The sequence below is a fragment of the Comamonas trifloxystrobinivorans genome (assembly GCF_043359985.1).
GTDB lineage: Bacteria > Pseudomonadota > Gammaproteobacteria > Burkholderiales > Burkholderiaceae_C > Comamonas > Comamonas trifloxystrobinivorans.
Window position 1 is genome coordinate 117,154 of record NZ_JBHZGV010000003.1, and the last position, 25,317, is coordinate 142,470.

A 25,317-nucleotide genomic window follows, 5' to 3' on the forward strand; every position below is an offset into this window, starting at 1 on the left:
GCCACCGCGCGGCTTGCAAGGATTTTTTCAGGAGTCTCCATGTCCCGCATCGCAACCCGTCTGCGCACCCTGCTGCTTGGCAGCGCCTGCGCCATCGCCCTGCCCGCCTTGGCCAGCCCCGAGGTGATCGGCTCGGTCGACACCGTGTTCAAACTGGTCGGCCCCGACCACAAGATCGTCGTCGAAGCCTATGACGACCCGCTGGTCAAAGGCGTTACCTGCTATGTCTCGCGCGCCAAGACTGGCGGCATCAAAGGCGGCCTGGGCCTGGCCGAAGACCGCTCCGAAGCCTCGATCGCCTGCGTGCAAGCCGGCCCCATCACGATTGAGAAACCGCTCAAGCAGCAAGACGAGGTCTTCAGCGAACGCACCTCGCTGCTGTTCAAACGCCTGCGCGTGGTGCGCATGGTCGACACCAACCGCCACACCCTGGTCTACATGACCTACTCGGACCGCGTCATCGAAGGCTCGCCGCAGAACAGTGTCACGGCCGTGCCGGTGCCGAGCTCGGTCATCATTCCTTTGAAGTAAACACTCAAGGCGAAATCATGGGCTCCGAGGCTGCGCCCCTGGTGCGCTGAGCTTTCGCCAACCTCAGAACGCAGTTATCGGTACAACGCTCGGCGGCTGTTGGCTGTTGGCTGTTGGCTGTTGAGGATGTCCCTCCCACCCCTTTCAGCCAGCGCCTGCGATCGGAGTAAACGGCGGCGGTTTGGCTGCCGCAGGACAGCCAAACTTCGTGCTCTGACTCGCAGACGCTGTTTGACCGGAGCGCCTTGGCGCGGAGGGAGTTCGTATGCGCGCCGCCGTTTGCTTCGAGCGCAGGTTGCCGCGAAAGATTCGCTGCGCGAAGCTTTCGGGGACGCTGGATGTAGGGCACGTTTCTTTGCCTCCTTTCTTGCCGTGCAGCAAGAAAGGAGGTCGCCCGCCGGGGCGAGACCCGGCCAGCCGCTGCAAGCATGGCCAGCCCCGCTGAAATAACAAGCAAGCTGCCGCCCGCCGCGTCGGCCAACACGGCAAGCACTACCGACCCGTCAGCGCAACATGCTGGACATAGCCGACAAACAGTTCGTCATACGCACTGCCGATTCAATCTCCGGCGCACTAAAGCGCACGGTGCGCCCATCCACCCGCTCCAACGTAGGCCACTGGCAAAACAGATCTGCCATGCCTGGCGAGCTGCACTCGATCTCCACCACAACCGGCGCCGCTGTGGACAAGGGCAAGCACTGCGCACGCTGCGCCAGGCCTTGCATCACGCCGGCGCAGATAGCGGCCTGCGCCTGCTCGGGCGAGAGGCTGATGCCGCTGGCATGGCCGGTGGCGCGTTTGGTCTGCACAAATACGGCGTTGGGGAAGATGGCTGCGTTTTCTACGCGCAGCACATCGTCGCCAGCCAGCATCACTACCGGCGCGCCATAAGCGCCAGCCAAGGCGCCGTAGATGTGCGCCTCGCTCATGTCCTGGCCATTGATGCGCACGCGTGCAAAAGCAAAGCCGTTGATGGTGTGCGCCAAGATACCGCGGCCTTGGGCGCGCGAGTGGTAGCCGACCATGCAGACGGCATCCACACCCAGCTCCACGCCCGCCACCATGCTCAGATAGCGTGGCTTGCCCTGGATGGCCTGGGCGCGGGCATCGAGCAGATCGGCCGGCATATTGCGAAAGCCGCCATGCGAATCGTTGACGAACACCTCGCTGGCACCGGCGGCAAAAGCGCCGTCAATCGCGGCGTTCGCCTCTGCCGCCATCCAGCGGCGGGCACGCTCGTACTCGGGGTTGCCCGCGCGCACTTGCTCGGCGTGGTAGACGCCTGCCACGCCTTCGATATCGACAGAAATCAGTACTTTCATCGCTCAGAGTCTTTCCACAAATCTTGCCAAGCCCAGCGGCGCTGGTCACCGCGTCCGACCACGCTGGGCGCATGCCACAAAGCGTTGTAGATTGCCTGCTCTACCGAATCGGCGGCGGCACGGAACAACGGGTCCAGCTGCGCCTCGTGCAGCATGGCGACGGCTGGCATGGCGGCCTGCGCATCGGCCGGCAGGGTATAGGCAGTAGAAAATGCCAGCGCAATATCACCACTGCCATGACCGTAGCAAGAGCCGGTGTTGGCCAGCCCGGCAGCAGCGCGGCGCGCCACACGCGTGAGCTGGCGGCTGTCCAAAGGCGCATCGGTGGCGAGCAGCATGATGATGCTGCCTTTGTCCACGCCATCGCCCAAAGCGGCTTGCTCGTCCAGCGCTTGTACGTGCTGCTGCGCCACAGCGCCTGCAGGCCAACCGCCCCAACGCAGATCGGCCAGCTTGCCCATATTGGCCAGCACCAAGGCGCCTACGGTGTAACGCTTGCCCGCCACATCGACCAAGCGCGAAGCCGTGCCGATGCCGCCCTTGAGCTGGAAGCAAGACATGCCACGGCCAGCGCCCACTGCGCCCTGCGCCACATCGCTCGACGCGGCAGCCACAGCACTGCGGTAATGCTCGGCGCTCACCGCCATGCGCTGAATATCGCTGAGATAGCCGTCATTGCATTCCAGCACCAGCGCGTTCACGGTGGACAGGCTGCGCCCGCATTCGGGGTTGGCGGCAATGCAGTCGGCAATTTGCGCTTGCACCACGGCTGGCACGCCGAAGGTATTGGTCAGCGCAATCGGTGATTCGATCTGCCCCAACTCAGCCAACTGCAGCAGCCCGGCGCTTTTGCCAAAGCCGTTGATCACCGCCAAGCCGGCTGGCAGCTTGTGCAGAAAAGGGTTGTCGCCCGCAGGCAGCAGCACCGTCACGCCGGTCTGCAAATCGCCCTCGGCCAGCGTGCAGTGGCCAACGCGCAGACCAGCCACATCGGTGATGGCATTGCGCGCGCCCGCTGGCAACTGGCCTGCATGCGGCAATTGCCTGCAGGCCTGCAGCAGCTGCGCATCAGTCAATCTGCGCTCCCGAATCCTTCACCACTTTCTGCCAGTAAGCCAGCTCGGCGGGCAGGCCCACCTTGAAGCTTTGCGGCGTGGAGTTGACGGTTTCCGCTCCCAGCGTTTTCAGGCGCTCAGCCATGGCCGGCGTGTTCATCACCTTGGTGATGGCCGCGTGCATGCGCACCACAATCGGCTCTGGCGTGCCAGCGGGCGCAAACAGGCCGTACCAGCTGGTGACCGCCAAATCCTTGCCCAGCGGCACGATGTCGGGCGCCAGCGAAGTGGGCTTGTCCGAAGCCACGCCCAACACGCGCAGCTTGCCGCTGGTGACGAACGGCATCACGCCGGGGAAGCTGCCAAACGTCATCGGCAGCTGGCCGGCCACCACATCGGTTGCTGCAGCAGCCGCACCCTTGTACGGCACGTGCAGCAGCTCGATATTCTTTTGCTTTTTCAGCATCTCGCCGAGCAAGTGGTTCAGCGTGCCATTGCCGGCCGATGCGTATTCCACCTTGCCTGGATGCGCCTTGGCGTAAGCCACCAGCTCGTCCAGGTTTTTGGCCGGGAAGTTCGGGTTCACCACCAGCAGATAAGGCGCTACCGCCAGCTGCATGATGGGCGTGAAATCCTTGATCGGATCAAAAGGCACCTTGCTGTAGAGCGCCGGGTTGATGGTGTAGGCGCTTTGCGCGGTGACCAGAAACGTATAGCCATCGGCCGCGCTGCGTGCCACCTGGCTGGTGCCCAGGTTGCCGTTGGCGCCGGGCCGGTTTTCCACAATCACCGGCTGGCCCAGCGAGTTCTCCAGGCCTTGCGCCACGGCGCGGGCGATCACATCGTTGGCGCCGCCGGGCGCTTGCGGCACCACAAAGGTGATGGGCTTGTTGGGCCAGTTGGCCGTGCTCGGCTGCGCCCAGGCTTGCGGTGCGCCTGCAGCGGCCAGCCCCAGCGCGGCCGAGGCCATTGCCAACACGCGGCGTTTGCTCAGCATGCCTGCACGCGCGGTGGCGGCTGCTTTTGTAGAGGACGGATTCTGGTTTGACATGGCTGCTCTCTCCTTGTTATTGCATGGCCGTTGAATGGCGACATTGTTGCATTGCTTGCCGCTCCAGCCGCCAGGTGGGCCATGGCGATAGCCAGAAAAGAGCAGGCCTGCGCCCATGGCGAAGGCGGCTAAGCAAGCACTCTTCGGTACGTTTGCAAGCCGTAGCGGCAGGCCAGGTAAAACGCCGGCAGGCATAGCAGGTTGAAAGGCAGCGAGCGCAGCAGCAGCCACCAGCCCAGCTGCACACCGCTCTCCACGCCCCACCACAGATCGCTCCAAAAGCGTGCGCCTTCCGGAAAGTAGCCCGCTTGCATATCGTGCAGCTTCCACAGCGCACCACCCAAGGACGAGGCCAGCAATACAGTCAGCGCCATCACCACCGGCATCAACAGCCAAGCCGGCCAGTGCCGCACCCGCGGCCAAGCGCTCAGCAGCAACACCAGGCAGCTGGCAAACACCACACAAAACAAGCTGATGTACTGGTATGGATGCTGCAAGTGGTACAAAAACATGCGGTACATGGCGGCGAACACCATCCGCATCTCAAACACATGCTGCAGTACGGCACAGACTACCGAGCAATACAGGGCGGTGCCTAAAAAGCTTTTCAGCCCCACTTGGGCTGCAATCCGCAGACTTGGCATGGCACGCATAAAGACCTGTCGCTCACGCCGCCGGGCGTGCAATGAAATCTTGTGCAACAAGCGGGCGAATGGCCAAGGCCGGCAAAGAATCAGGCATCACAAACTCTGGCGGAAGGTGGCGATGCGCCATCGTAATGGCAGGCCCGTCGGCCGGGCAAGGCTTTCCGCCTAGAGCAACACCAGGCCCGGCGGCAGGCTGTCGCCGAGGCTGCGTTTCTGGTCTTCGGCATCCATGGCCACCACTTGTTCCACCATGGCCAACCAGCGTTCGGGCGCGCCGCTGCTGCGCATCTTCTCCAGCACCTGCTCGCGCACGGCATCGGAAACATCACGGGCGCGGTCGCCCGTCATGCGGGCCATCTGCACGGCGGCGAACATGGCGGTTTCGTTGCGGCGCCAGTCTTGCGCCATGGCGGCCGATAAAAACTCTTGCGCAGCCGTTGGCGGCATTACCAGGTGCGCGTTGGCGGCGAGCGACTGGCGAGCAGCCAGGCGGCCGATGGCCCACCAGGTCTGCACGGTTTCGTCCGGGCGCTTCAGGCGCTGCAGCATCCACTGGCCCATTTCCTGGCGGTATTGCCAGGGAACGGCTTCCATGGCAGCAAACAGGCGCAGCATGTCGTCGTAACTGCCGTGGCTGCTTTTGCCGCCCGAGCGGGTGGTTTGCTGCACGGCCTTTTGCATGTGGCCAGCCACGTCTTCGAGCAGCTCCATTTGCTGCGCCTCGTTCAGGCCAGCGGCCACACGGCGCCAGAAAACCCACCATTCCGTCCAGTTGGCGGCCTCTTTGCCATAGCCCAGGCCTTGCGGATACAGCGCCCAGACCTGCTCCAGGCGCCAGGCATCGAGCTGTTCGCCCACGCCGGGACGCAGGCACCAGCCAGCCAGGTTGAGCCAGGCGCGCTCGTGCTCGGGCGTGCGACGGCGGCGTTTGGCGCGCGCCAGCAGCGCATCGAACAAGGCGCGCAGCAGGCCCAGACCCCAGCTTTCACGCGGGCCCAGCAAGCGCTCCAGCGACTGGCGCAATTGGCGCACCTGCTTGGCATCGACGCTCTGCGCCTGGTTGCCAAAAATCTGTTCGATCAAGTCGATGGCCTGCACCCGCTTGGCATTGGCAAGCTGCGCTTGGGCAGCGGCAGCTTCGTCTGGCGCATCGCCTGCAGCCGCCGCTTCGCCACGCACGCTGAAAGGCAGCAGCCACGATTGGCTGGCGTCTTCCACCGCCACGCAACGCACTTCGAGCGTGCCCACTTCGGTCATGCTGGCTTGCAGTTGCACCTCGATCTGCGCCTTGTCCTGACCGGGCGGTGCGGGCAAAACGGTGGCCAGCGGCGGCAGTTCCACCCAGCCTTCGCCTTGCAGCTCAGCCATTTGGCCGGCCTGCGCTGGCGCACTGCTACTGCTGTTGGCCAACAGGTGGAAGCGCACGGCCTGCCCCAGTTTGAGGGCAAAGCGCCGGCCCGACAGCACAATGCGCACGCCCTCTTCAGTACCACGCGGCAGCAGACAAATACCTTGCGGTGCGGCCGCTTTTTTGCCTGGCAAGAGCAGCCAGTAACTGCGTGCCGAACCGCCGCCGATTTGCAGCATGCGCGGCTTGGCCACGGCTGCACTGCTGGCAGCTTGCGCCTGGCTGGCCTGCTTTTGCGCTTGCTCGCGCTCAAACTCCGGCTGGAAGCGCGCCAACCCATAGGCTGCAGCGCCCCGCGCCACCGCCCAATCCGGGTGCGGGTTGTGCAGTACGCGCACCGGCTGGCCGCGCCAGGCGCTGAGCTGCTGTGTGAGCCGCTCAACAATGGCGTGTGCGTGGAAAACGCCGCCATTGAGCAGCACGGTATCTGGCAAATCCTGCGCATTGCCGCTGCCCGCATGCTGCGCCAAAAACTGTGCCAAATGGCGCGTAATCGCTGCATCGGCCGGGTACGGCAAACCAAAACCGCGCAGTGCGCCTTGGCGCTTGCTGGGCACGTCGCTGGGTTGTGCATTGGGCAAAAAGCCTTCCATCACCCAAGCCTGCACTTGCGCGCGGGTGAGTGTGGCGGTTCTGCTTTGTGCCAGCAGTTTGCTGCCACCGCCGAGCAAGGTGACCGCCATCTGCTCTGGCGCATTGGCTGCCAGCAATTGCTCTTTGGCGATGCGGCAGCGCTGCACCAGCTGCGCAAAACGGCCTGCGGGCAAACGCTGGCCTTCGGCGGCAAACTGTGGCTCCAGCTGGTGGGCCAGCGCCAGATCCATGTTGTCGCCACCCAGCATCAAATGCTCGCCCACCGCCGTGCGGGTGAGCGTGGGCAAAGCGCCATCGGCTGCGGCTTCAACGCGAATCAAAGTGAGGTCGGTCGTGCCGCCGCCCACGTCCACCACCAGCACCAGACGGCTGTCCGCCAGTTGCGCGGCCAAGGCATCGCCTTGCAAAACCAGCCAGTCGTGAAAAGCCGCTTTGGGCTCTTCGAGCAAATGCACGCTGGGCAGGCCGGCCAGTTGCGCGGCCTCCAGCGTCAGGGCACGCGCGCCTTCGTCAAACGAGGCCGGCACCGTCAGCACCACGGTCTGCTCTTGCAAAGGTGCGGCGGGGTGGGCTTTGTCCCACGCGGCTTTGACGTGGGCCAGATAGGAAGCCGAAGCAGCAAGCGGCGAGACCTTGGCCACATCGTCGCCTGCGCCCCAGGGCAAGATGGCAGCGCTGCGGTCCACGCCCTGGTGCGAGAGCCAGCTTTTGGCGCTGGCCACCAAGCGGCTGGGTACCGCCGTGCCCAAATCTCGCGCCCAGCGGCCAATCACCGCAGGCGCCTCAGGCGTAGCGCCTTGCGCCGGCCAGGGTTGTTGCCAGGCATCGCCCAGCTCACCCGGCACCGCCTGGTAGCGCACCGACGGTAACAAAGGCTGGGCCACGGTTTCGCTCGCCGTGCTGCGCTGGGCAATAGGCAGCAGCGCTATGTCTGCAGCCGCGCCCGCCAAGGGAACACTCGCCACCACGGTGTGGCTGGTGCCCAGGTCAATGCCGACAACAAATTTCGATTCCGCCACAGCGCACCTATCTCCATCTATTGGTCAACGCCCGCCGGGTAGCACACCCGGCCCTTCACGCCACCGCCATCTGCTGGCAGCTATGCCACTCAGGCCGGTTCGGCCTCCGCCGTCTCCGCCCGCACATCCAGCTCCACCTTCCAGCGCTCGCTGCCGCCCACGGGCACGGCGTTCAGTTCCAAGGTGCCGATGTCGGTGACGCGGGCTTGCAGGGTGACGGGGACTACCTCGCCGGCAGCGCGGCCTTCGGCGGGCAGGTTCAGCTCAATCTCTTGCAGCTCGACCAGCTCTTCCGGGCCCCAGAAATCGAGCATGGTGCCCACCGTGTCGGCGCGGCGTACGCTGGAGCCGAAAAAGCGCAGGCGCACGGGCTCGCCCACCACCAGGCCGAACTCTTCGTCCGGCAGGGCCACTTCGCTGCCCTCTTCCATGCCGAACGGCGCCAAGCACAGCGCAGACATGGGCGGCTCCATGCCGGGAATGGCAGGCATGTTCGATTCCACGCCCACGTAGTAAGACTGCGCCGTGCCGCCACGGATGCGCACGCCACGGCCGCTGGTGGCGATGTGGCCGTAGTAGGCTGCGCCACGCGCCACAGCCAAGTCAAGGTTGGCACCGTCCAGCAAGCGGGCGGGCTCGCAGGCTTCTTCGTCCAGCCAGCCGTTGATGACCTCAACAATGCGCTGCTCGATTTGCGATGCCTTGAGCACGCCGCCATTGAACAGAATGGCGGTCGGGTGCAGGAAGGTGGAGCCTTCCACCTGGTCGCCTTGCACACCGTCGATCTCGGCCAGGGCGTTGACCTGGCGGCTCAGGAAAGCGGCCAGATGGCGCGTAACCGCTGCATCTTGCGCATAGGGCAAGCCCAGTTGCGTGAGCGCGCCACGGGCACGGGTTTTGGGTTTGTCGCTGACGGCGACCTTGGGGAAGAAGCCTTCCACCAGCATGGCCAGCACTTCTTCGCGCGTGACTTCGGTGCGAATGCTGCCGCCGATGAGCTTGCTGCCCCGGCTGGGCACGACCACGGGCACGGATGGCAGGTTCGCATCAGCCAACAACTGCTCTTTGGCAGCGCGGCAGCCGTGCGCCAGGGCGCGGGTTTGCCAGGCGTCGAGCTGCTTGCCTTCGGCCGCCAGCTTGCGCGCCACGCCGTAAGCGAGCGCCAGGTCCATGTTGTCGCCGCCCAGCAAGATGTGCTCGCCCACGGCAATGCGTTGCAGCTCCAGGTTGCCGTCGCGCTCCAGCACGGCGATGAGCGACAAGTCGGTGGTGCCACCGCCCACGTCCACTACCAGGATGATGTCGCCATGTACGACCTGCTTGCGCCAGTTGCCGCCGCTGGCCTGAATCCAGCTGTAGAGCGCGGCCTGCGGCTCTTCCAGCAAAGTGAGCTTGGCAAAGCCGGCGGCCTTGCAGGCCTCGGCCGTCAGCTCGCGGGCCGCCGGGTCGAACGACGCAGGAATGGTGACAGTGATGTCTTGCTGCGCAAAAGGTGCTTCAGGGTGGGCTTGTTCCCAGGCCCAGCGCAGGTGCTCCAGATAGCGAATGGAGGCGGTCAGCGGCGAGATGCGGCTGACTTCCTCGGGCGCATCAGGAGGCAGAATGCCGGCGCGGCGGTCTACGCCGGGATGGCAGAGCCAGCTCTTGGCGCTGCTGACCAGGCGGATCGGCGTGGCCGCGCCACGGCTGCGGGCGAACTCGCCGGTGATGTAGTTGCTGGCCGCAGCGCCTGGCAGCGTGCGCTCGGCTTCGCTCAGCTCGCTTTCGTGCGGCAGGTACAGAAACGATGGCAGCAGCGGCTTGGCTTCAACGCTGGCAGGCGCCGTGAGCTGGGGAATATCCAGCACGCCTTGCACCACTGTTTCGCCATCGCTGGCGGTTTTGTTCACATACGACAAGGCGCAGTGCGTGGTACCCAGGTCAATGCCGATGCTGTACTGGGCTGCACCGGCAGAAGCTGCAGCGGACGCACCAGGCGTGGTGGCCACGGGATTGACGGCGCTGGCGGTGTTCGCGGTGTTGGGCGTGTTGTTGCTGGCCGCACCGGAGGCGGCGATGGAAGAGAAAACGCTCATGGTTTACAGCTCCACTTCCGCTTGGGCGATGACCTTGGCGGCCTGTGTGTCGGTCAGCTGCGGCAGCTTCACCTCGGTCACTTGCCAGCCGCGGTGGCCCAAGGTGCCGGTGAACGGCGCCTGGCCCACCACATTGCCGGTCAGGCGCACGGCGGCGGCGTCAAAGCCTGCAGGCAGCGTGACGCGCGAGCCTTCGGCCTCGGTACGCACGGGCGCAATCGTGAAGTGATCGCGCAGCACCTTGCGGCAGCCTTCGTGCACTACGCGAGCGGCAGCGCCAATTTCGGCATCGGTATAAGGCGCCACGTCTTCCTGGATAAAGTCCACAAAGCGGGCTTCGCGCTGCATCAGCCCCAGCACTTGCAGGGCGGCGGTGGCGCTGGGCACTTCGATGGTTTTTTCCACCGGCACTTCCACGCGCTTTTCCACGATTTTCTCGACCGGCACCTCCTTGGGCACCTCCACGCGCACTTCGATCACCTTTTCCACAGGCACTTCCACACGCACTTCTTTGGCAGGCACATCGGCGGCAAAGGCTTCGCCGCTGCGCACGCGCTGCACATCCGCGGCCAGACGGCCATTGCCCAGAATGGCGAAAAAGCTGCCGATCGCAATCGCAATACGGCTCAGAAAAGAGGGGGGGGTGTTGTTCATGAAGGCACCAACAAGCGCCCGCGCTAGCGGCGTTGCAGGGTGTGCATTGCCGGGCCCTGGGGCCTGCGGATCGGGCGGTTCTAAAAATGGGCTGGGCGCAGCAAGCGCCAGCCACAAAAGCCCTGATTTTACGGGCTGCGCCTATGTCCCCGCGCGTCGCACCAGCACCAGCGCTGCCTGCGCAAACGCAAAAGCCGCGCTAGGCCGCGCCGCCAGCCGGACGCCAAGCGCAAAAAAGGGCCGCTGGCTCGCGGCTGGCCAGCGCAAGGCTCTCCGGTGGGAGGGCACTTGCACCAGCAGTCGCTGCGCAGCGGCCTGCAGTGGCAGATCTGGCCAGCGGCGCCCGGGCTGTCTCAGCCCTGACGCCGCCGACTTGATGCTTATTTTTTGGGCAAGGCGTAGGCCACCAAGGTGTCACCACGCTGGGTTTGCATCAGGTTGTGGCCGCCGGCGGCGATCACCACAAACTGGCGGCCGCTGTCCTTGGACTCGTAGGTCATAGGCGTGGCGTTACCACCGGCAGGCAGGCGGCCCTTCCAGACCACGTTGCCGGTCTTCAGGTCCATGGCGCGCAGCGATTGCTCGCCAGACGCTGCCACAAACACCAGACCGCCCTTGGTCGTGATGGAACCACCCAGACCCGGCACGCCCATGGGGATGGGCAGACGGGTACGGATACCGGCCACGCCCGAGTCTTCAGCGGTGCCGCTGCGGCGTTCCCAGATCACTTTTTGGGTGTTCAGGTCAATGGCAGTCACCAGCGCGAATGGAGGTGCGATGCAAGGTGCACCCATGGGCGAGAGGAAAGGCTTCAAGTCCGCAGCGTATGGCACGCCTTCTTGCGGCACAGCACCGCCAACCGACACGCCAGGGCGGCCGTCCGCAGCCTTGAGGCCACGCTTGTTGGCTTCTTCGCGGTCGATCAGCTTGAGCAGCATGGGCACACGGTTCCAGTTGCCCACCATGATCTGGCGTTCCGGGTCAAACGAGACGCTGCCCCAGTTGGAGCCACCCAGCGAGCCGGGGAAGAAGAACACGGTATCGGTACCGGCGGGGGTCATCGGGCCTTCCCAACGGGCCTTCTTGAACTGGATGCGGCACCACAGCTGGTCCACCATGGTCATGCCCCACATGTCTTTTTCGCCCACGCCATAGGTTTCGTTGGGGTCCAGACCGGCAAAGGTAGGCATGCCAGTGGAATGCGGCTGGGTCTTGGACAGACGGGCAGGGTCTTCGATACCACCTTGGGGCACGGGCAGTTCTGCTACGTCGAACACGGGCTTGCCGGTACGGCGATCGAGCACAAAGTTCTGGCCGCGCTTGGTGGGTTGCACCAGCACGGGCACGGTTTCGCCCTTGATCTTCAGGTCCAGCAAGCTGGGCTGCGAAGCCACGTCGTAGTCCCACACGTCATAGTGGGTGGTTTGGAAGTTCCAGACCAGATTGCCGTTGTCGGCATTGATGGCCAGCACCGAGCCGCTGAACTTGTTGTCCAGCTCGGTACGGTGACCGGCGTAGTAGTCAGGCGTGGCGTTGCCGGTGGGGATGTAGACCATGCCCAGTTGGTCGTCAGCGCTGATAGGTGCCCAAGAGTTGGGCGTGCCGCGTGTGTAGTGCTCGCCTTCGGCGGGTTCGCCATGGAAATCAGGCTTGCCCATGTCAAAGGCCCAGGAGAAGGCGCCGGTCTTGGCGTCAAACGCGCGGATCACGCCCGAGGGCTCGCCCGTCATCTGGCCGTCCGACACCCAGCCGCCCACGACCACCTTGCCACGCACCACTTGGGGCATGGAGCTGACGTAGTAGTAACCGGGGATGATCTCGCCCATGCCCTTCTTCAGATCGACCTGGCCATTGGCACCGAAGTCGGCGCAAGGCTGGCCGGTCTTGGCGTCGACAGCGAGCAAGCGCGCATCGGCCGTAGGGCCAAAAATGCGTTCCTGGCACACGCCATCGGGCTGGGGTTCAGGCAGCTTGGTGTAAGCCACGCCACGGCAGGCGGCAGAGCCAGTCACCCCACGCAGATTGACATTGGGCTTGAAGCGCCAGCGCTCTTCACCGGTTTCGGCGTTCAGCGACACGATATCGGCCTGCGCCGTGCAGAAGAACAGGCTGTCGCCCACCTTCAACGGCGTGGCTTCAAAGCGCATGGCAGGCTTGCCTTCGCTGGGCGGATAGTCGCCGGTGCGGTAGGTCCAGGCCACTTCCAGGCCTTGGACGTTCTCAGGCGTCAGCTGCTCCAGCGGCGAGAAACGCTGGCCGCCCTGGCTGTTGCCGTAGTACTGCCATTCGTCCTTGGGGGCTGCGCCCGCCACGGTTTGCTGCAGGTCGGGCAGCGCTTGCGCCGCCTTGGTTTCGTGCTTGTCGCCCTTGGCCAAACCAACCACCACCACAGCAGCCATGGCCGCCGCCAGCATGCCAGCAGCAGCCTTGCCGCCTTGGGCAGAGATAGGGCCGTGCACCACGGTGCGGCGGTACAGCGGCGTGAGCAGCCACAGGCCCAGCACAAACAGCAGTGCCAGGCGCGGCAGCAGGGTCCAGAAGTCCAGACCGACTTCGTCCAGCGACCACACCAGCGTCCAGGCCAGCATCAGCGCATACAGCCAGCCGCCCAGCGCATTGCCGCGCCAGATCAGCACACTGCTGACAAGCAGCGCCACGCCGGTGATCAAGTAGTACCACGAGCCGCCCAGGCCCGCGAGCTGGCCGCCGCCAATGGCGAGCGCCAGGCCCAGCAAAAACAGAATGACCGGGTATATGCGCGCAGGCTTGTGACCCGACGCCGAACCGGCCCCAGAACGATGTGTTGTCATCTCTCGCTTTCAAAGGTGATCTTGGAATGCCCCGGCGCCTTGGCCGGAAGGCATGGCAACCGTGTGACCGGGTGTGCGCAGAAGCCGCGTTGGCGCTCCGGTACCGCAGTCTTCTATAAGAGTTGCGGCCGCAATTTTATTCAAAATGAAACCTTTGGGTTAACTTTTGATTAAAACCCTGCGCTGCGCAGGCCCGTCCACCACGGCCTGCAGTGCGCCACAATCTGCGCTATGCGCCCCAGCAACAACCGCAAGCACCCTCCCATTGCGCCCCCTGTGTCTCCAGGCAAAAAAACCACACTGGCGCCGGCCGCCAAGCCCGCGCGCACGCCACGCGGCCCCAGCCCGCAAAAGACCGAGGCCACGCGTTTGGCTTTTATCGACGCGGCCTATGCCGATTTTCTGGAGCGCGGCTATGCACGCAGCACCATGCTGGGCGTGGCGCAGCGCGCCGGGCTGTCCAAGGTGACGCTGTTTCGCTACTTTGAAAGCAAGGAGGCACTGTTTGATGCCGTGGTGCAGCGGCATATCGCCTCGGCCGCCTTCACCATGCAGCACAACATGCCGGCCGAGGGCGAGCTGGTGGGCGACTTTTTGCTGCGCACCCTGGTGCCGGTGATGGAGCAGCTCGAGCGCAGCGGCCGCGCGGCCACGGCGCGCTTTGTCGTGGCCGAAGGGCTGGAGTTTCCACAACTGGCGCAGATGTATGTGCGCCATGCCCACCTGCCGCTGGTGGCCCGCATCCGCAGCCTCACCGAGCTGGCCCACGCCCGCGGCGAGCTCAAGGACCCGCGCCTGGCGCAGTACCCCGAGCAACTGCTCTCCCCGCTGTGGCTGGGTATGATGAACAACGCCGTGCTGCAACCCCAGGCGCGGCTGCCGACCAGCGAACTCTTCAAGCTGCAGATTGTGCTGATGTACCAGACAACACCGGCATAAAGGTCTGCTCAAGGCAGCCACGCGGCACACGCAAGTGCGCTCGCCCGGCCAGGCAGCGCCGGGCAGCCGCCTCTGAAAAGCGCCCCGCAACCCGGGGCGCAGATGCCCGCACTCAGCTATCGCCAACCGCAACTTGGCCGAAAGCACTAAAATCAAAGGTTTTGACCGCTTTGCTGCGCCTTGCAGGCATCGGGTCGTTTGCAGCAGAGGGTGCGCCGCCAGGCTTTGGGCGGCTGACGCCGGGCTGCACCATCACCAGATTCTCATGTTGACCTTCCAACAAATCATTTTGAAGCTGCAGCAGTACTGGGCCGACCAGGGCTGCGCGCTGTTGCAACCGTATGACATGGAAGTGGGCGCGGGCACCTCGCACACGGCCACGTTTTTGCGCGCCATCGGCCCCGAGCCCTGGAAAGCGGCCTATGTGCAGCCCAGCCGCCGCCCCAAGGACGGCCGCTACGGCGAAAACCCCAACCGCCTGCAGCACTACTACCAGTTCCAGGTGGTGTTGAAGCCCGCACCGGCCAATATTCTCGATCTCTACCTGGGCTCGCTCGAAGCCCTGGGCTTTGACCTGAAGAAGAACGACATCCGCTTTGTCGAAGACGACTGGGAAAACCCCACGCTCGGCGCCTGGGGCCTGGGCTGGGAAGTCTGGCTCAACGGCATGGAGGTGACGCAGTTCACCTACTTCCAGCAAGTGGGCGGTATCGATTGCAAGCCAGCCACCGGCGAGATCACCTACGGCCTGGAGCGCCTGGCCATGTACCTGCAAGGCGTGGACAACGTCTACAACCTGCAGTGGACCGACGGCCTGACCTATGGCGATGTGTACCACCAGAACGAGGTGGAGCAATCTACCTACAACTTCGAGCATTCGGACGCGGACTTCCTCTTCCAGGCCTTTGGCGCTTATGAGAAGAAAGCCAAAGAGCTGATGGAAGTGCAACTGGCGCTGCCCGCCTATGAGCAAGTGCTCAAGGCAGCGCACACTTTCAACCTGCTGGACGCCCGTGGTGCCATCTCGGTGACCGAGCGCGCTGCCTATATTGGCCGCATCCGCAACCTGGCCCGCGCCGTGGCACAAAGCTATTACGAGAGCCGCGAGCGCCTGGGCTTCCCAATGGCACCGCGCGAGTGGGTCGCCCAGATGCCTGCCAAGGCTTCTGCTTAATCCACCACACCGCAGCCCATGCCCACCATCTTCACGCATGTCGCCGTACCGGTTGCCGCAGCGCTGGCGCTGGGCAGCCGCCGCGTGCCGCCGAGCATGCTGCTGGTGGGTTGTCTGGCGGCCGTGCTGCCCGATTTTGATGGCATTCCCCGCCAGTTCGGCTGGCAAGGCATTGGCATGTGGGACCACCGCGGTTTCACCCACACCGCCTTGTTTGCGGCGCTGTTCGGCTTGCTCGGCCTGTGGCTGGCCAAGTGGTGGAAAGTGCCGCGCTGGGCCGGCTTTGCCTGGCTGTTTGTGTGCTGCCTGTCGCACCCCTTGCTGGACATGATGACCAGCGGCGGCAACGGCATTGCCCTGTGGTGGCCGTTCAGCAGCGAACGGTTTTTCAGCCCGTGGCGGCCGGTTGCGGTGTCGCCCATCCTGGCAGAACGTTTTTTCTCGCAACGCGGCGTGCAAGTCATGGTCAGTGAACTCTACAACGTGTGGTTCCCACTGCTCACCATCGGCTTGTCCATCTTCGCGTTGCGCCATACCCGGAAATCCTGATGACTTCCTCTCCCAATCTTCTGGTCGAACTGTTTGTTGAAGAGCTGCCGCCCAAGGCGCTCAAAAAGCTGGGCGATGCTTTCGCCCAGGTGCTGCTCGCGCAGTTGCGCGCACAAGGCCTGGCCGGCGACGGCTCGCAGCTGACGGCCTACGCCTCGCCGCGCCGCCTGGCCGCGCTCATCACCGATGTGCTGCCCCGCGCTGCCGACAAGCAAGTTTCGCAAAAGCTCATGCCTGTGAGCGTGGGCCTGAACGCCGAAGGCCAGCCCACCCCCGCGCTGCTCAAAAAACTGGGCGCTCTGGGTGCTGACGCCTCGGTGGTGCCGCAGCTCAAGCGCGTACAGGACGGCAAGTCCGAAGCCCTGTTCTACGACAGCACCGTCGCCGGTGCCAGCCTGTCCGAAGGTCTGCAAAAAGCGCTGACCGAAGCGATTGCCAAGCTGCCCATCCCCAAGGTCATGACCTACCAGCTCGAAAGCAACTGCGATCTGCCCGGCTGGAGCAGCGTGCAGTTTGTGCGCCCGGCCCACGGCCTGGTGGCGCTGCACGGCTCGGAAGTGCTGCTGTCGATTGAGGCGCTGGGCCTGAAGGCCGGCAACACCACGCACGGCCACCGCTTTGAAGCCCTGGCCGACCCGGTGCTGATTGCCAATGCCGACAGCTACGCCGCCACCTTGGCCGAGCAAGGCGCGGTGATCGCCAATTTTGACGAACGCAAGGCCGAGATCGCCCGCCAACTGCAAGCCGCCGCCGAGCGCGTAGGCGGCGGTGTGCGCGCCATCGAAGACGAGGCCCTGCTGGACGAAGTGACCTCCCTGGTCGAGCGCCCCAATGTGCTGGTCTGCCAGTTCGAGAAAGAGTTCTTGGACGTGCCGCAGGAATGCCTGATTCTGACCATGAAGGCCAACCAGAAGTACTTCCCGCTGCTCGACGCCAACGGCAAGCTGACCAACCAGTTCCTGGTGGTGAGCAATATCAGCCCGGCCGATGCATCGGCCGTGACCGGCGGCAACGAGCGCGTGGTGCGCCCCCGCCTGGCCGACGCCAAGTTCTTCTTCGACCAGGACCGCAAGAAAACCCTGGAATCGCGCGTCGACGCGCTGGGCAAGGTGGTCTACCACAACAAGCTGGGCACGCAGGGTGAGCGCGTGCAACGCGTGCGCGCCATCGCCAAGAGCATTGCGCAGCAACTGGGCGCTACCCAGCTGGGCCAGCAAGTGGACCTGGCCGCCAAGCTGGCCAAGACCGACCTGATCACCGACATGGTGGGCGAGTTCCCCGAGCTGCAAGGCACCATGGGCCGCTACTACGCGCTCAACGACCAGCTTGATGCGGCCGTGGCCGACGCCATTGAAGACCACTACAAGCCCCGTTTTGCCGGCGACGAGCTGCCACGCGGCGAAGTGGGCGTGATCGTGGCCCTGGCCGACAAGCTGGAAACCCTGGTCGGCATGTTCGGCATCGGCAACCTGCCTACCGGCGACCGTGACCCGTTTGCACTGCGCCGCCACGCCCTGGGCGTGATCCGCATGCTGGTCGAAAAAGACCTGCCGCTGGATCTGGACACCCTGCTGGTGAGCGCCCTGCCCGCTTTTGGCGACAAGATCGAAGACGCCACGCCCGCGCTGGCCGACTTCATCTACGACCGCCTGGCTGGCAGCCTGCGTGAGCAAGGCTTCAGCGCCCAAGAAGTGGAGGCCGTACTGGCCCACCGCCCACAGCGCCTGGCCGACGTGCAAAAGCGCCTCGAAGCCGTGCGCGCCTTCGCCGCGCTGCCAGAAGCTCCCGCTTTGGCCGCCGCCAACAAGCGCGTGGGCAATATCCTGAAAAAGGCCGACGCGCCTGTCAGCGCCAACGTCAACGAAGCCGTGCTGCAAGAGCAGGCCGAGAAAGACTTGTACGCCGCCCTGCAAACCGTGGCCCCCAAGGCCAACGCCCAGTTTGCTGCCGGCGACTACACCGCCAGCCTGCAAACCCTGGCTGCGCTGCGCACGCCGGTGGACGCCTTCTTCGAGCACGTCATGGTGAACGCCGAAGACCCGGCCCTCAAGGCCAACCGCCTGGGCCTGCTGGCCACGCTGCACGACGCCATGAACCGCGTGGCCGATCTGTCGCGCCTGGTGGCTGCTTAAACAGCGGCCCGCGCTCAGAGCGTGTTTACGATCTCAACGCAGTCGCGTTGTGCTGCAATCGCGTCCGAGTTCGCTGCGATGGGTTGCAGAATGCACCCATGTGCATTCAATGCCCAGCGCTGCGAAATCGGCCGATTTCAGTGCAACCCTTGTGGACAGTGGCTTTGCGATGCACAAGCACGGCTGTAAGAGAGCCCCGTGAGCAGTGCACAGGCAGAATTTGCAAGAAGCCCGATGTCTCGCAAAGCCGCAGTCGCGGCGCGAGGAGATCGTAAACACGCTCTCAGCTCTGATCTGGGTCTGAGCCACCTGCGATCCCACAGCCACCGCCGCCCGCCACCGCGCTGGCGGCGGTTACACTGTGCCAAAGCCACGGCAGCCTGCGTGGCGTAGAACAAGGGGGCAGCAGCATGAAACTCGCAATCCTGGAGCGCGACGGCATCATCGGCCAGCCGGTCACCGGCCAGCTCAGCGGTCACCACGACTGGCGCACCCTGCCCGACGCGGGCAGCACCATCGCCCGGCTCAACCTCTCGGGCTGGCACGTGGTACTGGTAGCCCAGCAACCCGGCCTGGGGCGAGGCCTGTACGACTGCGCAGCGCTCAACGACTACCACCGGCAAATGTACAAAGAGCTGTCCATGGTGGGCGCCAAGGTGGATGCAGTGTTCTTTTGCCCGCACGCACCCGAGGACCACTGCGAATGCGGCGCACCGCACGCCACCTTGCTGCGCCAGATTCTGGAGCGCTTCAACATGGAAGCGGCCCGCGTTGCCGTGGTGGCGCGCAGTACCGAGCTGCTGCAATCGGCCGCCTGGGTAGGCGCCTGGCTGCACTGGCTGCAACCCGACAACGCCGCCGAGCTGCCGCAACTGCAACACCCGGCCACCCAAGCCGCTACGCGCCACAGCACTTTGGCCCAATGCGCCGAAGCTTTGCTGCAATGGCAGCCGCCCCGGCCCCAGCCGCATCTGGCAGCAGCGTAAAACACCCCACACATAACGACAAACCCCGCCGCAGCGGGGTTTGGTTTGTCTAGGCTAAGCCAATGCGGAAGATTCAGCCGCGCATGGCCCGTGATTGGCCGTGCACCGCTTCCACCAAAGCCGCCACATGCTCGGGCGGCGTGAACTGGCTGATGCCGTGGCCCAGGTTGAAGATGTGGGTGGGGCCGGTGGTAGTTTTGTCGGTATGCGGCGCGCCAAAGCTTTGCAGCACGGCCTTGACCTGTTCGGCAATGCGCTCGGGCGGGGCGAACAGCACGTTCGGGTCGATATTGCCTTGCAGCGCCTTGCCGGGGCCGCCCACTCGACCGCCCACAATCGCGCGGGCTTGGCCCAGGTTGGCGGTCCAATCCAGGCCCAGCACTTCGCAATCGAGCGCGTTCATGTCTTGCAGCCAGATGCCGCCGCCCTTGGTGAAGACGATGCGCGGCACATCGGTGCCGTCCACACCCATGCGCTTGAGCTGGCTGAGCACGCGCTTGGTATAGGCCAGGCTGAACTGCTGGAACATGCCGTCGGCCAGCACGCCGCCCCAGCTGTCGAAAATCATCACTGCTTGCGCGCCAGCGTCGATCTGGGCGTTCAGGTAGGCGGCCACGCTGTCGGCATTGATTTCGAGAATGCGGTGCATCAGATCGGGGCGCGCATACATCAGGCTTTTGACCTGGCGGTAGTCGTCGCTGCCCTTGCCTTCAACCATGTAGCAAGCCAGCGTCCAGGGGCTGCCGCTAAAACCGATCAGCGGCACACGGCCGTTGAGCGCCTTGCGGATGCTGGTGACCGCGTCAAACACGTAGCGCAGCTTGTCCATATCGGGCACAGCCAGTTCGGCCACGGCCGCTTCGTCGCGCACATTCTTGGCAAAGCGCGGGCCTTCGCCTTCGGCAAAGCTCAAACCCAGGCCCATGGCGTCAGGCACGGTCAGGATATCGCTGAACAGAATGGCGGCATCCAGCGGAAAGCGCTCCAGCGGCTGCAGCGTCACCTCGGTCGCGTAATCCACATTCGTCGCCAGCCCCATGAAGCTGCCGGCCTTGGCCCGCGTGGCCTTGTACTCAGGCAGGTAGCGGCCGGCCTGGCGCATCAGCCACAGCGGGGTGTAATCAGTGGCCTGGCGGCGGCAGGCGCGCAAAAAGGTGTCGTTGCTCAGGGGGGCGAAGGTCGTGCTCATGGGGCAACATTGTCGCGCAGTTGCCAACCGCCCCGGCCCGATGCCAGCTTGCCCCGCTGCGGTATCAGCGATCTGTTGTGATGATTACCGCCGTCTAAGCTCTAAACACCGGCGTTTTTATAACGGCCGCCCGATTGCCTGGGCGGAAAGGCAGAGGCGCCTGCAGCGTGCTGCTCGGCTGCGTTCACTTGCTGCTGCAGCACATGCAGGCTCTCACTGAGCTGCTCCACCGCTTGCGGCTGCAACGGCGCCAGCAACTGCACATTGATGGCGCGGATCTGCGGCAACAACTCGTCGTGCAAGCGCTGGCCCGCCTCGCTCAACTGCAGCGCCGTGCTGCGGCGGTTGCTGCTGTCGGCCTGCCGCAACAGCAAGCCTTTGGCCTGCATCGAAGCAATTGCGCGCGAGATGCGGGCGCGGTCCAGCTCCAAAATCTCCGCCAACTGCGAGGGCTGCAAGCCCGGTTGCTGCGCCAGCCACATCAGCACGCCCCATTCGCGCCGGGTGATGCCGTAACGCCTTTCACACAAGCGCGTGACCAGGCGTGCCGCCGATGCAGTGAGCTTACTCAGGCGGTAGAGCAGCAAATCGCTGGGTTGCTGCGGCTGGGTGAGCGAAGCGGAGGGCGGCTGCGCGGACATGCGGGTAATTCCGGAGATGGGTTGATTAGAACAATTGTGCGACAGCTTTTTATATTGCCAGAACGCAGCATGGCGAGCCGTCTCGCCACCGCAGACTGCGGCCACCGCCCGCTGGCAGCCCCTGCCAAGCTGGCCTTTGAGGAGAGTCCCCATGGTTCAACGTCGTCAATTTCTCGGCCAATCCACTGCGCTGGCCGCCGCCCCGGCACTGGCCGCCACGGCCGCGTTGTGGGGCAGCAGCGCACAAGCGCAAGAGGTGCTGCGCATCATCGTCGGCTATCCGCCAGGCGGCGCAACTGACCGCGTGGCCCGCATCGTGGCCGACAAGCTGCAGGCCGAAACCGGCCAGAGCGTGATCGTTGAGAACAAGGTCGGGGCCGGTGGCCGGGTGGCAGCACAGTTTGTCAAAAACGCCAGCGCCAACCAGCCTGTGCTGATGCTGGCCAACCCCGCCGTGATGGTGGTGGCGCCGCTGGTGGTGAACGATCTGGGCTACGACGCCGAGAAAGACTTTGTGCCTGTGAGCGAAGTGAACAGCTATGTGTTTGGCGTGGCTGTGTCCAGCGCCGTGCCGGTGAAAGAGCTGCCGCACTTGCTGGCCTGGCTCAAGGCCAACCCGGCCCAGGCCAATATCGGTGTGCCCGCCACAGGCAGCCTGCCGCACTTTTTTGCCCTGATGCTGGGCCAGCAAGCCCAGGTGCGGGTGGAAGCCGTGGGCTACAAAGGCTCGGCACCGCTGCTGACAGATTTGATGGGCGGCCAGATCCCGGTGGCCGTCGACACGCTCGACACCCTGGTGCAACAACACCAGGCCGGCAAGCTGCGCATTCTGGCGGTCAGCGGCGATACGCGCAGCGACCTGGTGCCGCAAGTGCCAACTTTGAAAGAAGCCGGCACCAACCTCTCTGCTGCGGGCTGGAACACCTTCTTCGCCCCCAAGAGCATGCCTGCCGCGCAGGTGCAGCGCTATTCCGCCGCCATCCAAAAAGTGATGAAGGACCCCGAAGTGCTCAAGCAGTTCAAGAGCAATTTTCTCGATCCCGTCCAGGCATCGGCGGCGCAGACGCAGCAGCGGCTGCAAGCCTACAAAAAGCAGTGGGCACCAGTGATCCGCGATTCGGGCTATCGCCCCTGAGCGCCTGCGCCAGCGCTGCTTTGCCAACTTTTGCACCGGGCTGATTCTGTGTTGAAACGACCAAACATCATCTTCATCGTGGCCGACGATCTGGGCTACGCCGATCTGGGCTGCTACGGCGGCCGCGCTGCCAGCTTTGGCGCCGTGTCGCCTCATATCGACGCGCTGGCCGCGGGCGGCCTCAAGCTCACGCAAGGCTATTCCAACTCGCCTGTCTGCTCGCCCACGCGCTTTGCGCTGATGACGGCACGCTACCAGTACCGCCTGCGCGGTGCGCTGGAAGAACCCATCCGCACCGGCACACGCGGCAACCCGGATCTGGGCCTGCCGCCGCACATGCCCACCCTGCCTTCGCTCCTGCGCGAGGCCGGCTACCGCACCGCGCTGATGGGCAAGTGGCACCTGGGTTACCCGCCGCACTTTGGCCCGCTGCTCTCAGGCTACGAAGAGTTTTTTGGCCCCATGTCGGGCGGCGTCGACTACTTCACGCATTGCAGCTCTACCGGCCAGCACGATCTGTGGTTTGGCGACAGCGAGCGTGCGCAAGAAGGCTATCTGACCGACCTGATCACGGATTACTCCATTGACTACATCGAGCGCATGGCCGATGGCGCACGCGCTGAGCAACCGTTCTTTCTGAGCGTGCACTACACCGCGCCGCACTGGCCGTGGGAGACGCGCGATGACGAGGCCCTGGCGCGCGAACTGGTGGAAAACCAGCAAGCGCTCTACCACCTGCACGGCGGCAATGTGGACACCTACCGCCGCATGATCCACCACATGGATGAAGGCATTGGCCGCATCGTCGCCAGCCTGCGCGAGCAAGGGCTGCTCGACGACACGCTGATCGTCTTCACCAGCGACAACGGCGGCGAGCGCTTCTCTGACAATTGGCCGCTGGTGGGCGGCAAAATGGATTTGACCGAAGGCGGTATCCGCGTGCCCTGGGTGGCGCACTGGCCGCGTCTGATCGCACCTGGCAGCGAAAGCCGCCAGACCTGCATGACCATGGACTGGAGCGCCACCCTGCTGCAGATCGGCGGCGCCAAGCCACATGCCGATTACCCGCTCGACGGCCAATCGCTGATCCCGCTGCTGGAGAACCCGCGCTGGAGCAACGACCGCCCGCTGTTCTGGCGCATGAACCACCGCGGCCAACGCGCCATGCGCCACGGCAACTGGAAATACCTGCGCGTGGACGGTATCGACTACCTGTTCGACCTGGCCGCCGACGAACGCGAGCGCGCCAACCTGGCCCCGGTGCAACCCGAGCGCCTGGCCAGCATGCGCAGCGCCTGGGAAAGCTGGAACGCGCAAATGCCCGCCATTCCGCAAGACGCCACCGTCAGCCTTTGCTACACCGAGCAGGACATGCCGCAACGCTGATGCTGCGCGCATGACCTCGCCGCAAAACTACTGCAGCTCAATCTTCGCCTGCGTGGCGATGCGCTTCCACAGCGCTATCTCGTCGGCCTGGAACTGGCGCATCTGCTCGGGGCCGCCGCTCATCGCGCTGGCGCCCAGGTTGGCGTAGAACTGGCTGGTTTCGGGCTGGTTGGCGATCTGGGTAAACCAGCCGGCCAGCTTGGCGGTGATCTCGGGCGGCGTTTTGGCGCTCACCATCGCGCCCACCCAGGTGTAAGCCTCAATGCCGGGCAAGCCCGCTTCTTTGGCCGTGGGCACTTGCGGCAAGGCGGCAACGCGCTCGTCCGAAGCGACGGCCAAGCCGCGCAAGCGCCCGGCCTTGACCAGCTCTTGCACCGAAGTGGCTTCGGCAAATGCGTAATCCACGGTGCGGCCCGCCACGGCGGTGGCTACTTCGCCCGCACCTTTGAATGGCACATGCACGGTCTGCGCTTTGGCCACATCGTTGAACAGCTCACCCATCAGTTGGTAGCCGGCTGAGCCCGCGCCAAAATTGACCTTGCCCGGATTGGCCTGCGCCTTGGCCACCAGGTCTTTGAGCGTTTTCACATCGCCATCGCCCGGCGCCACCACCACAGCGGGCGCGCGCATCAACATGGTCAGCGGCGCAAAGTCTTTTTGCGGGTTGTAAGGCAAAGCCTTGAACAGCGCGGTGTTGACGGCCAAGGTGGAATTACTGCCAATGAACACGGTGTAACCGTCGGCCGGCGCAGCCAAGGCCTGCTTCACCGCAATAAAGCCATTGCCGCCTGGCCGGTTCTCCACCACCACCGGCTGGCCCGTCACCTCTTGCAGCTTTTTGGCGTAGTAGCGCGCCGACGTATCGGTGCCACTGCCCGGTCCAAACGGCACGATGAACTTGATCGGCTTATAGGGAAAGACTTGCGCATGCAATGCCGGGCTGATGCTGGCGGCCAGAGCGGCTGCGCACAATGCCAACGCGCAGCGGCGGGTGAGGTGCGGATAGATCAAGACAGTCTCCTTTTGTCGTTGTGAGCGGCGGCCTGTGCCATGCCGTTGCCTAGAGACTGTAGGAAGAGTGCTGCGCCTTGTCTATGTGCGAATTGGCTGTGCTTGATACCCCGGGCGTATCAGGGCGCTGCCCGCGACCAGAGTGGGTTGTCCGGATCGATGGAGGTCAACAGCATATAGCTTTGGTGATCAGCAAAAACAACCATGGCCGCGATGTGCACGCCGTCATTGGCGAACAGGGCTTTGATCCGGCCTGGGCCGAAGTCTTTGTGGATGAGCGTATCCCCCAGCGACACCTTGCCCAGGCCTTTCACTTCCAGCGACTCCGGGCCTTCATAACTGTCTATGGCCTCTTGCACCGCACGATCAGAGGCTTGCTTGTCTTCGCCAAACCTAGCCCACAGGCGCGGCAGGCGTTGTTCCAATACGGCATCGGTGTAGTCCTGCCAATTCCAGGTGCGCTCCGGAAAGCCTTTGCGCTCTGCTGGAGGCATGGCGTCATACATATCACTTTGCGTCAGCGCTCGATAAGCGTAGTAGGGAGCAGCACCATAAGACTCCCACTCTGCCCTTTCATCAGGGTGGTCCGCAATACGGTCTGCCAGTTCGGCCAGCGAGTCTGCATCGCTCAACGCCCGCCTGTATACCGCTTGACCTTGGCCGATAAGCCAATAGCGAAAGTATTCAAAGCCGCTGTCCGTGCCATGCCCGCCATTGAGCAACAGGCCTGCCGCCCACACATCGCCCACTTCGGCTTGATCGCAGAATTGCTCGAATAGCAGTTGAAAGGCGATCACCTCTTGCGGTGTTCGTTGTACCAGCGCTTGCGCCAGGCGCTGTGCGTGCTCTGGTTCTCCGCCAGGCCCCTTCGCCTGCTCTATCAATGTCCAAAATTCTTGTTCAGTCATGGCCTTGGTTGGGTTGGATGGGGCCAGCAGATACGGACCCAGCAAGCCTGCCAGCAGCACCAGGCACAGCGGAATACCGATCAGCCACCAAACCATGAGCT

Annotated in this window: 20 protein-coding genes; 8 read left to right on the top strand and 12 right to left on the bottom strand. The window is 64.3% G+C overall.

The features are described 5' to 3' along the window. Positions 1-39 precede the first annotated feature (39 nt). Entirely contained in the window at positions 40-531 is a 492-nt protein-coding gene (locus ACFIQF_RS03825) for a CreA family protein (protein ID WP_393940228.1), read from the top strand. A 503-nt stretch (positions 532-1,034) separates the two neighbouring features. Here ACFIQF_RS03825 and ACFIQF_RS03830 read toward each other — a convergent pair. From ACFIQF_RS03830 to ACFIQF_RS03865, 8 genes are all read right to left on the bottom strand, one after another. Continuing rightward, positions 1,035-1,853 carry a M55 family metallopeptidase gene (locus ACFIQF_RS03830; RefSeq protein ID WP_393940230.1) on the bottom strand — a complete coding sequence of 273 codons (819 nt, stop codon included), beginning with the start codon at positions 1,851-1,853 and terminating at the stop codon, positions 1,035-1,037. Then, positions 1,850-2,929 carry a P1 family peptidase gene (locus ACFIQF_RS03835; protein WP_393940234.1) on the bottom strand — a complete coding sequence of 360 codons (1,080 nt, stop codon included), beginning with the start codon at positions 2,927-2,929 and terminating at the stop codon, positions 1,850-1,852. The genes ACFIQF_RS03830 and ACFIQF_RS03835 overlap by 4 nt, the downstream gene beginning before the upstream one ends. Continuing rightward, positions 2,922-3,959 carry a Bug family tripartite tricarboxylate transporter substrate binding protein gene (locus tag ACFIQF_RS03840; protein ID WP_393940237.1) on the bottom strand — a complete coding sequence of 346 codons (1,038 nt, stop codon included), beginning with the start codon at positions 3,957-3,959 and terminating at the stop codon, positions 2,922-2,924. Before ACFIQF_RS03840 ends, ACFIQF_RS03835 begins: the two co-directional genes overlap by 8 nt. 128 nt (positions 3,960-4,087) lie before the next feature. Beyond that, positions 4,088-4,603 carry a hypothetical protein gene (locus tag ACFIQF_RS03845; protein WP_393940240.1) on the bottom strand — a complete coding sequence of 172 codons (516 nt, stop codon included), beginning with the start codon at positions 4,601-4,603 and terminating at the stop codon, positions 4,088-4,090. A gap of 168 nt (positions 4,604-4,771) precedes the next feature. Continuing rightward, a complete protein-coding gene (locus tag ACFIQF_RS03850) occupies positions 4,772-7,627 on the bottom strand; it encodes an Hsp70 family protein (RefSeq protein WP_393940242.1) in 2,856 nt (951 codons plus the stop codon). An 89-nt stretch (positions 7,628-7,716) separates the two neighbouring features. Beyond that, positions 7,717-9,702, bottom strand: coding sequence for an Hsp70 family protein (locus ACFIQF_RS03855; protein WP_393940244.1), 1,986 nt, complete (start codon positions 9,700-9,702; stop codon positions 7,717-7,719). Positions 9,703-9,705: 3 nt separating this feature from the next. Next, on the bottom strand, positions 9,706-10,356 hold the full coding sequence (locus tag ACFIQF_RS03860; protein ID WP_393940247.1) for a DUF2760 domain-containing protein: 651 nt from the start codon (positions 10,354-10,356) through the stop codon (positions 9,706-9,708). A gap of 380 nt (positions 10,357-10,736) precedes the next feature. Next, a complete protein-coding gene (locus ACFIQF_RS03865) occupies positions 10,737-13,166 on the bottom strand; it encodes a membrane-bound PQQ-dependent dehydrogenase, glucose/quinate/shikimate family (protein ID WP_393940250.1) in 2,430 nt (809 codons plus the stop codon). A 276-nt stretch (positions 13,167-13,442) separates the two neighbouring features. Between ACFIQF_RS03865 and ACFIQF_RS03870 the strand changes: the two genes are divergently transcribed. The 5 genes from ACFIQF_RS03870 (at position 13,443) to ACFIQF_RS03890 (ending at position 18,946) form a co-directional block, all read left to right on the top strand. Further along, a complete protein-coding gene (locus tag ACFIQF_RS03870; RefSeq protein ID WP_393940252.1) occupies positions 13,443-14,105 on the top strand; it encodes a TetR/AcrR family transcriptional regulator in 663 nt (220 codons plus the stop codon). 265 nt (positions 14,106-14,370) lie between these two features. After that, a complete protein-coding gene (gene glyQ, locus ACFIQF_RS03875) occupies positions 14,371-15,279 on the top strand; it encodes a glycine--tRNA ligase subunit alpha (protein ID WP_393940255.1) in 909 nt (302 codons plus the stop codon). 18 nt (positions 15,280-15,297) lie between these two features. Next, positions 15,298-15,828, top strand: a complete 531-nt coding sequence (locus ACFIQF_RS03880) for a metal-dependent hydrolase (protein ID WP_393940257.1) — start codon at positions 15,298-15,300, stop codon at positions 15,826-15,828. Beyond that, positions 15,828-17,960 (top strand): glycine--tRNA ligase subunit beta, encoded by a 2,133-nt coding sequence (gene glyS, locus ACFIQF_RS03885; protein WP_393940258.1) that lies wholly within the window; start codon positions 15,828-15,830, stop codon positions 17,958-17,960. Before ACFIQF_RS03880 ends, glyS begins: the two co-directional genes overlap by 1 nt. 410 nt (positions 17,961-18,370) lie before the next feature. Next, complete coding sequence (locus tag ACFIQF_RS03890) at positions 18,371-18,946, top strand: histidinol phosphate phosphatase (RefSeq protein ID WP_393940260.1); 576 nt, start codon at positions 18,371-18,373, stop codon at positions 18,944-18,946. A 73-nt stretch (positions 18,947-19,019) separates the two neighbouring features. Here ACFIQF_RS03890 and hemE read toward each other — a convergent pair whose 3' ends face one another. Together hemE and ACFIQF_RS03900 are read right to left on the bottom strand one after the other, a co-directional pair. Beyond that, entirely contained in the window at positions 19,020-20,135 is a 1,116-nt protein-coding gene (gene hemE / locus ACFIQF_RS03895) for a uroporphyrinogen decarboxylase (protein ID WP_393940262.1), read from the bottom strand. 101 nt (positions 20,136-20,236) lie between these two features. Further along, positions 20,237-20,776 carry a MarR family winged helix-turn-helix transcriptional regulator gene (locus tag ACFIQF_RS03900; protein WP_393940265.1) on the bottom strand — a complete coding sequence of 180 codons (540 nt, stop codon included), beginning with the start codon at positions 20,774-20,776 and terminating at the stop codon, positions 20,237-20,239. A gap of 151 nt (positions 20,777-20,927) precedes the next feature. On the opposite strand from ACFIQF_RS03900, the gene ACFIQF_RS03905 reads away from it, so the two are divergent. Continuing rightward, entirely contained in the window at positions 20,928-21,911 is a 984-nt protein-coding gene (locus tag ACFIQF_RS03905) for a Bug family tripartite tricarboxylate transporter substrate binding protein (protein ID WP_393940267.1), read from the top strand. A 48-nt stretch (positions 21,912-21,959) separates the two neighbouring features. Then, positions 21,960-23,297, top strand: coding sequence for a sulfatase family protein (locus ACFIQF_RS03910; RefSeq protein ID WP_393940269.1), 1,338 nt, complete (start codon positions 21,960-21,962; stop codon positions 23,295-23,297). A gap of 27 nt (positions 23,298-23,324) precedes the next feature. Here the strand turns inward: ACFIQF_RS03910 and ACFIQF_RS03915 are convergent, their stop codons facing one another. Together ACFIQF_RS03915 and ACFIQF_RS03920 are read right to left on the bottom strand one after the other, a co-directional pair. Next, positions 23,325-24,308, bottom strand: a complete 984-nt coding sequence (locus ACFIQF_RS03915; RefSeq protein WP_393940271.1) for a Bug family tripartite tricarboxylate transporter substrate binding protein — start codon at positions 24,306-24,308, stop codon at positions 23,325-23,327. Positions 24,309-24,427: 119 nt separating this feature from the next. Then, positions 24,428-25,312 (bottom strand): DUF4240 domain-containing protein, encoded by an 885-nt coding sequence (locus ACFIQF_RS03920; protein ID WP_393940273.1) that lies wholly within the window; start codon positions 25,310-25,312, stop codon positions 24,428-24,430. Between the last annotated feature and the right edge of the window lie 5 nt (positions 25,313-25,317).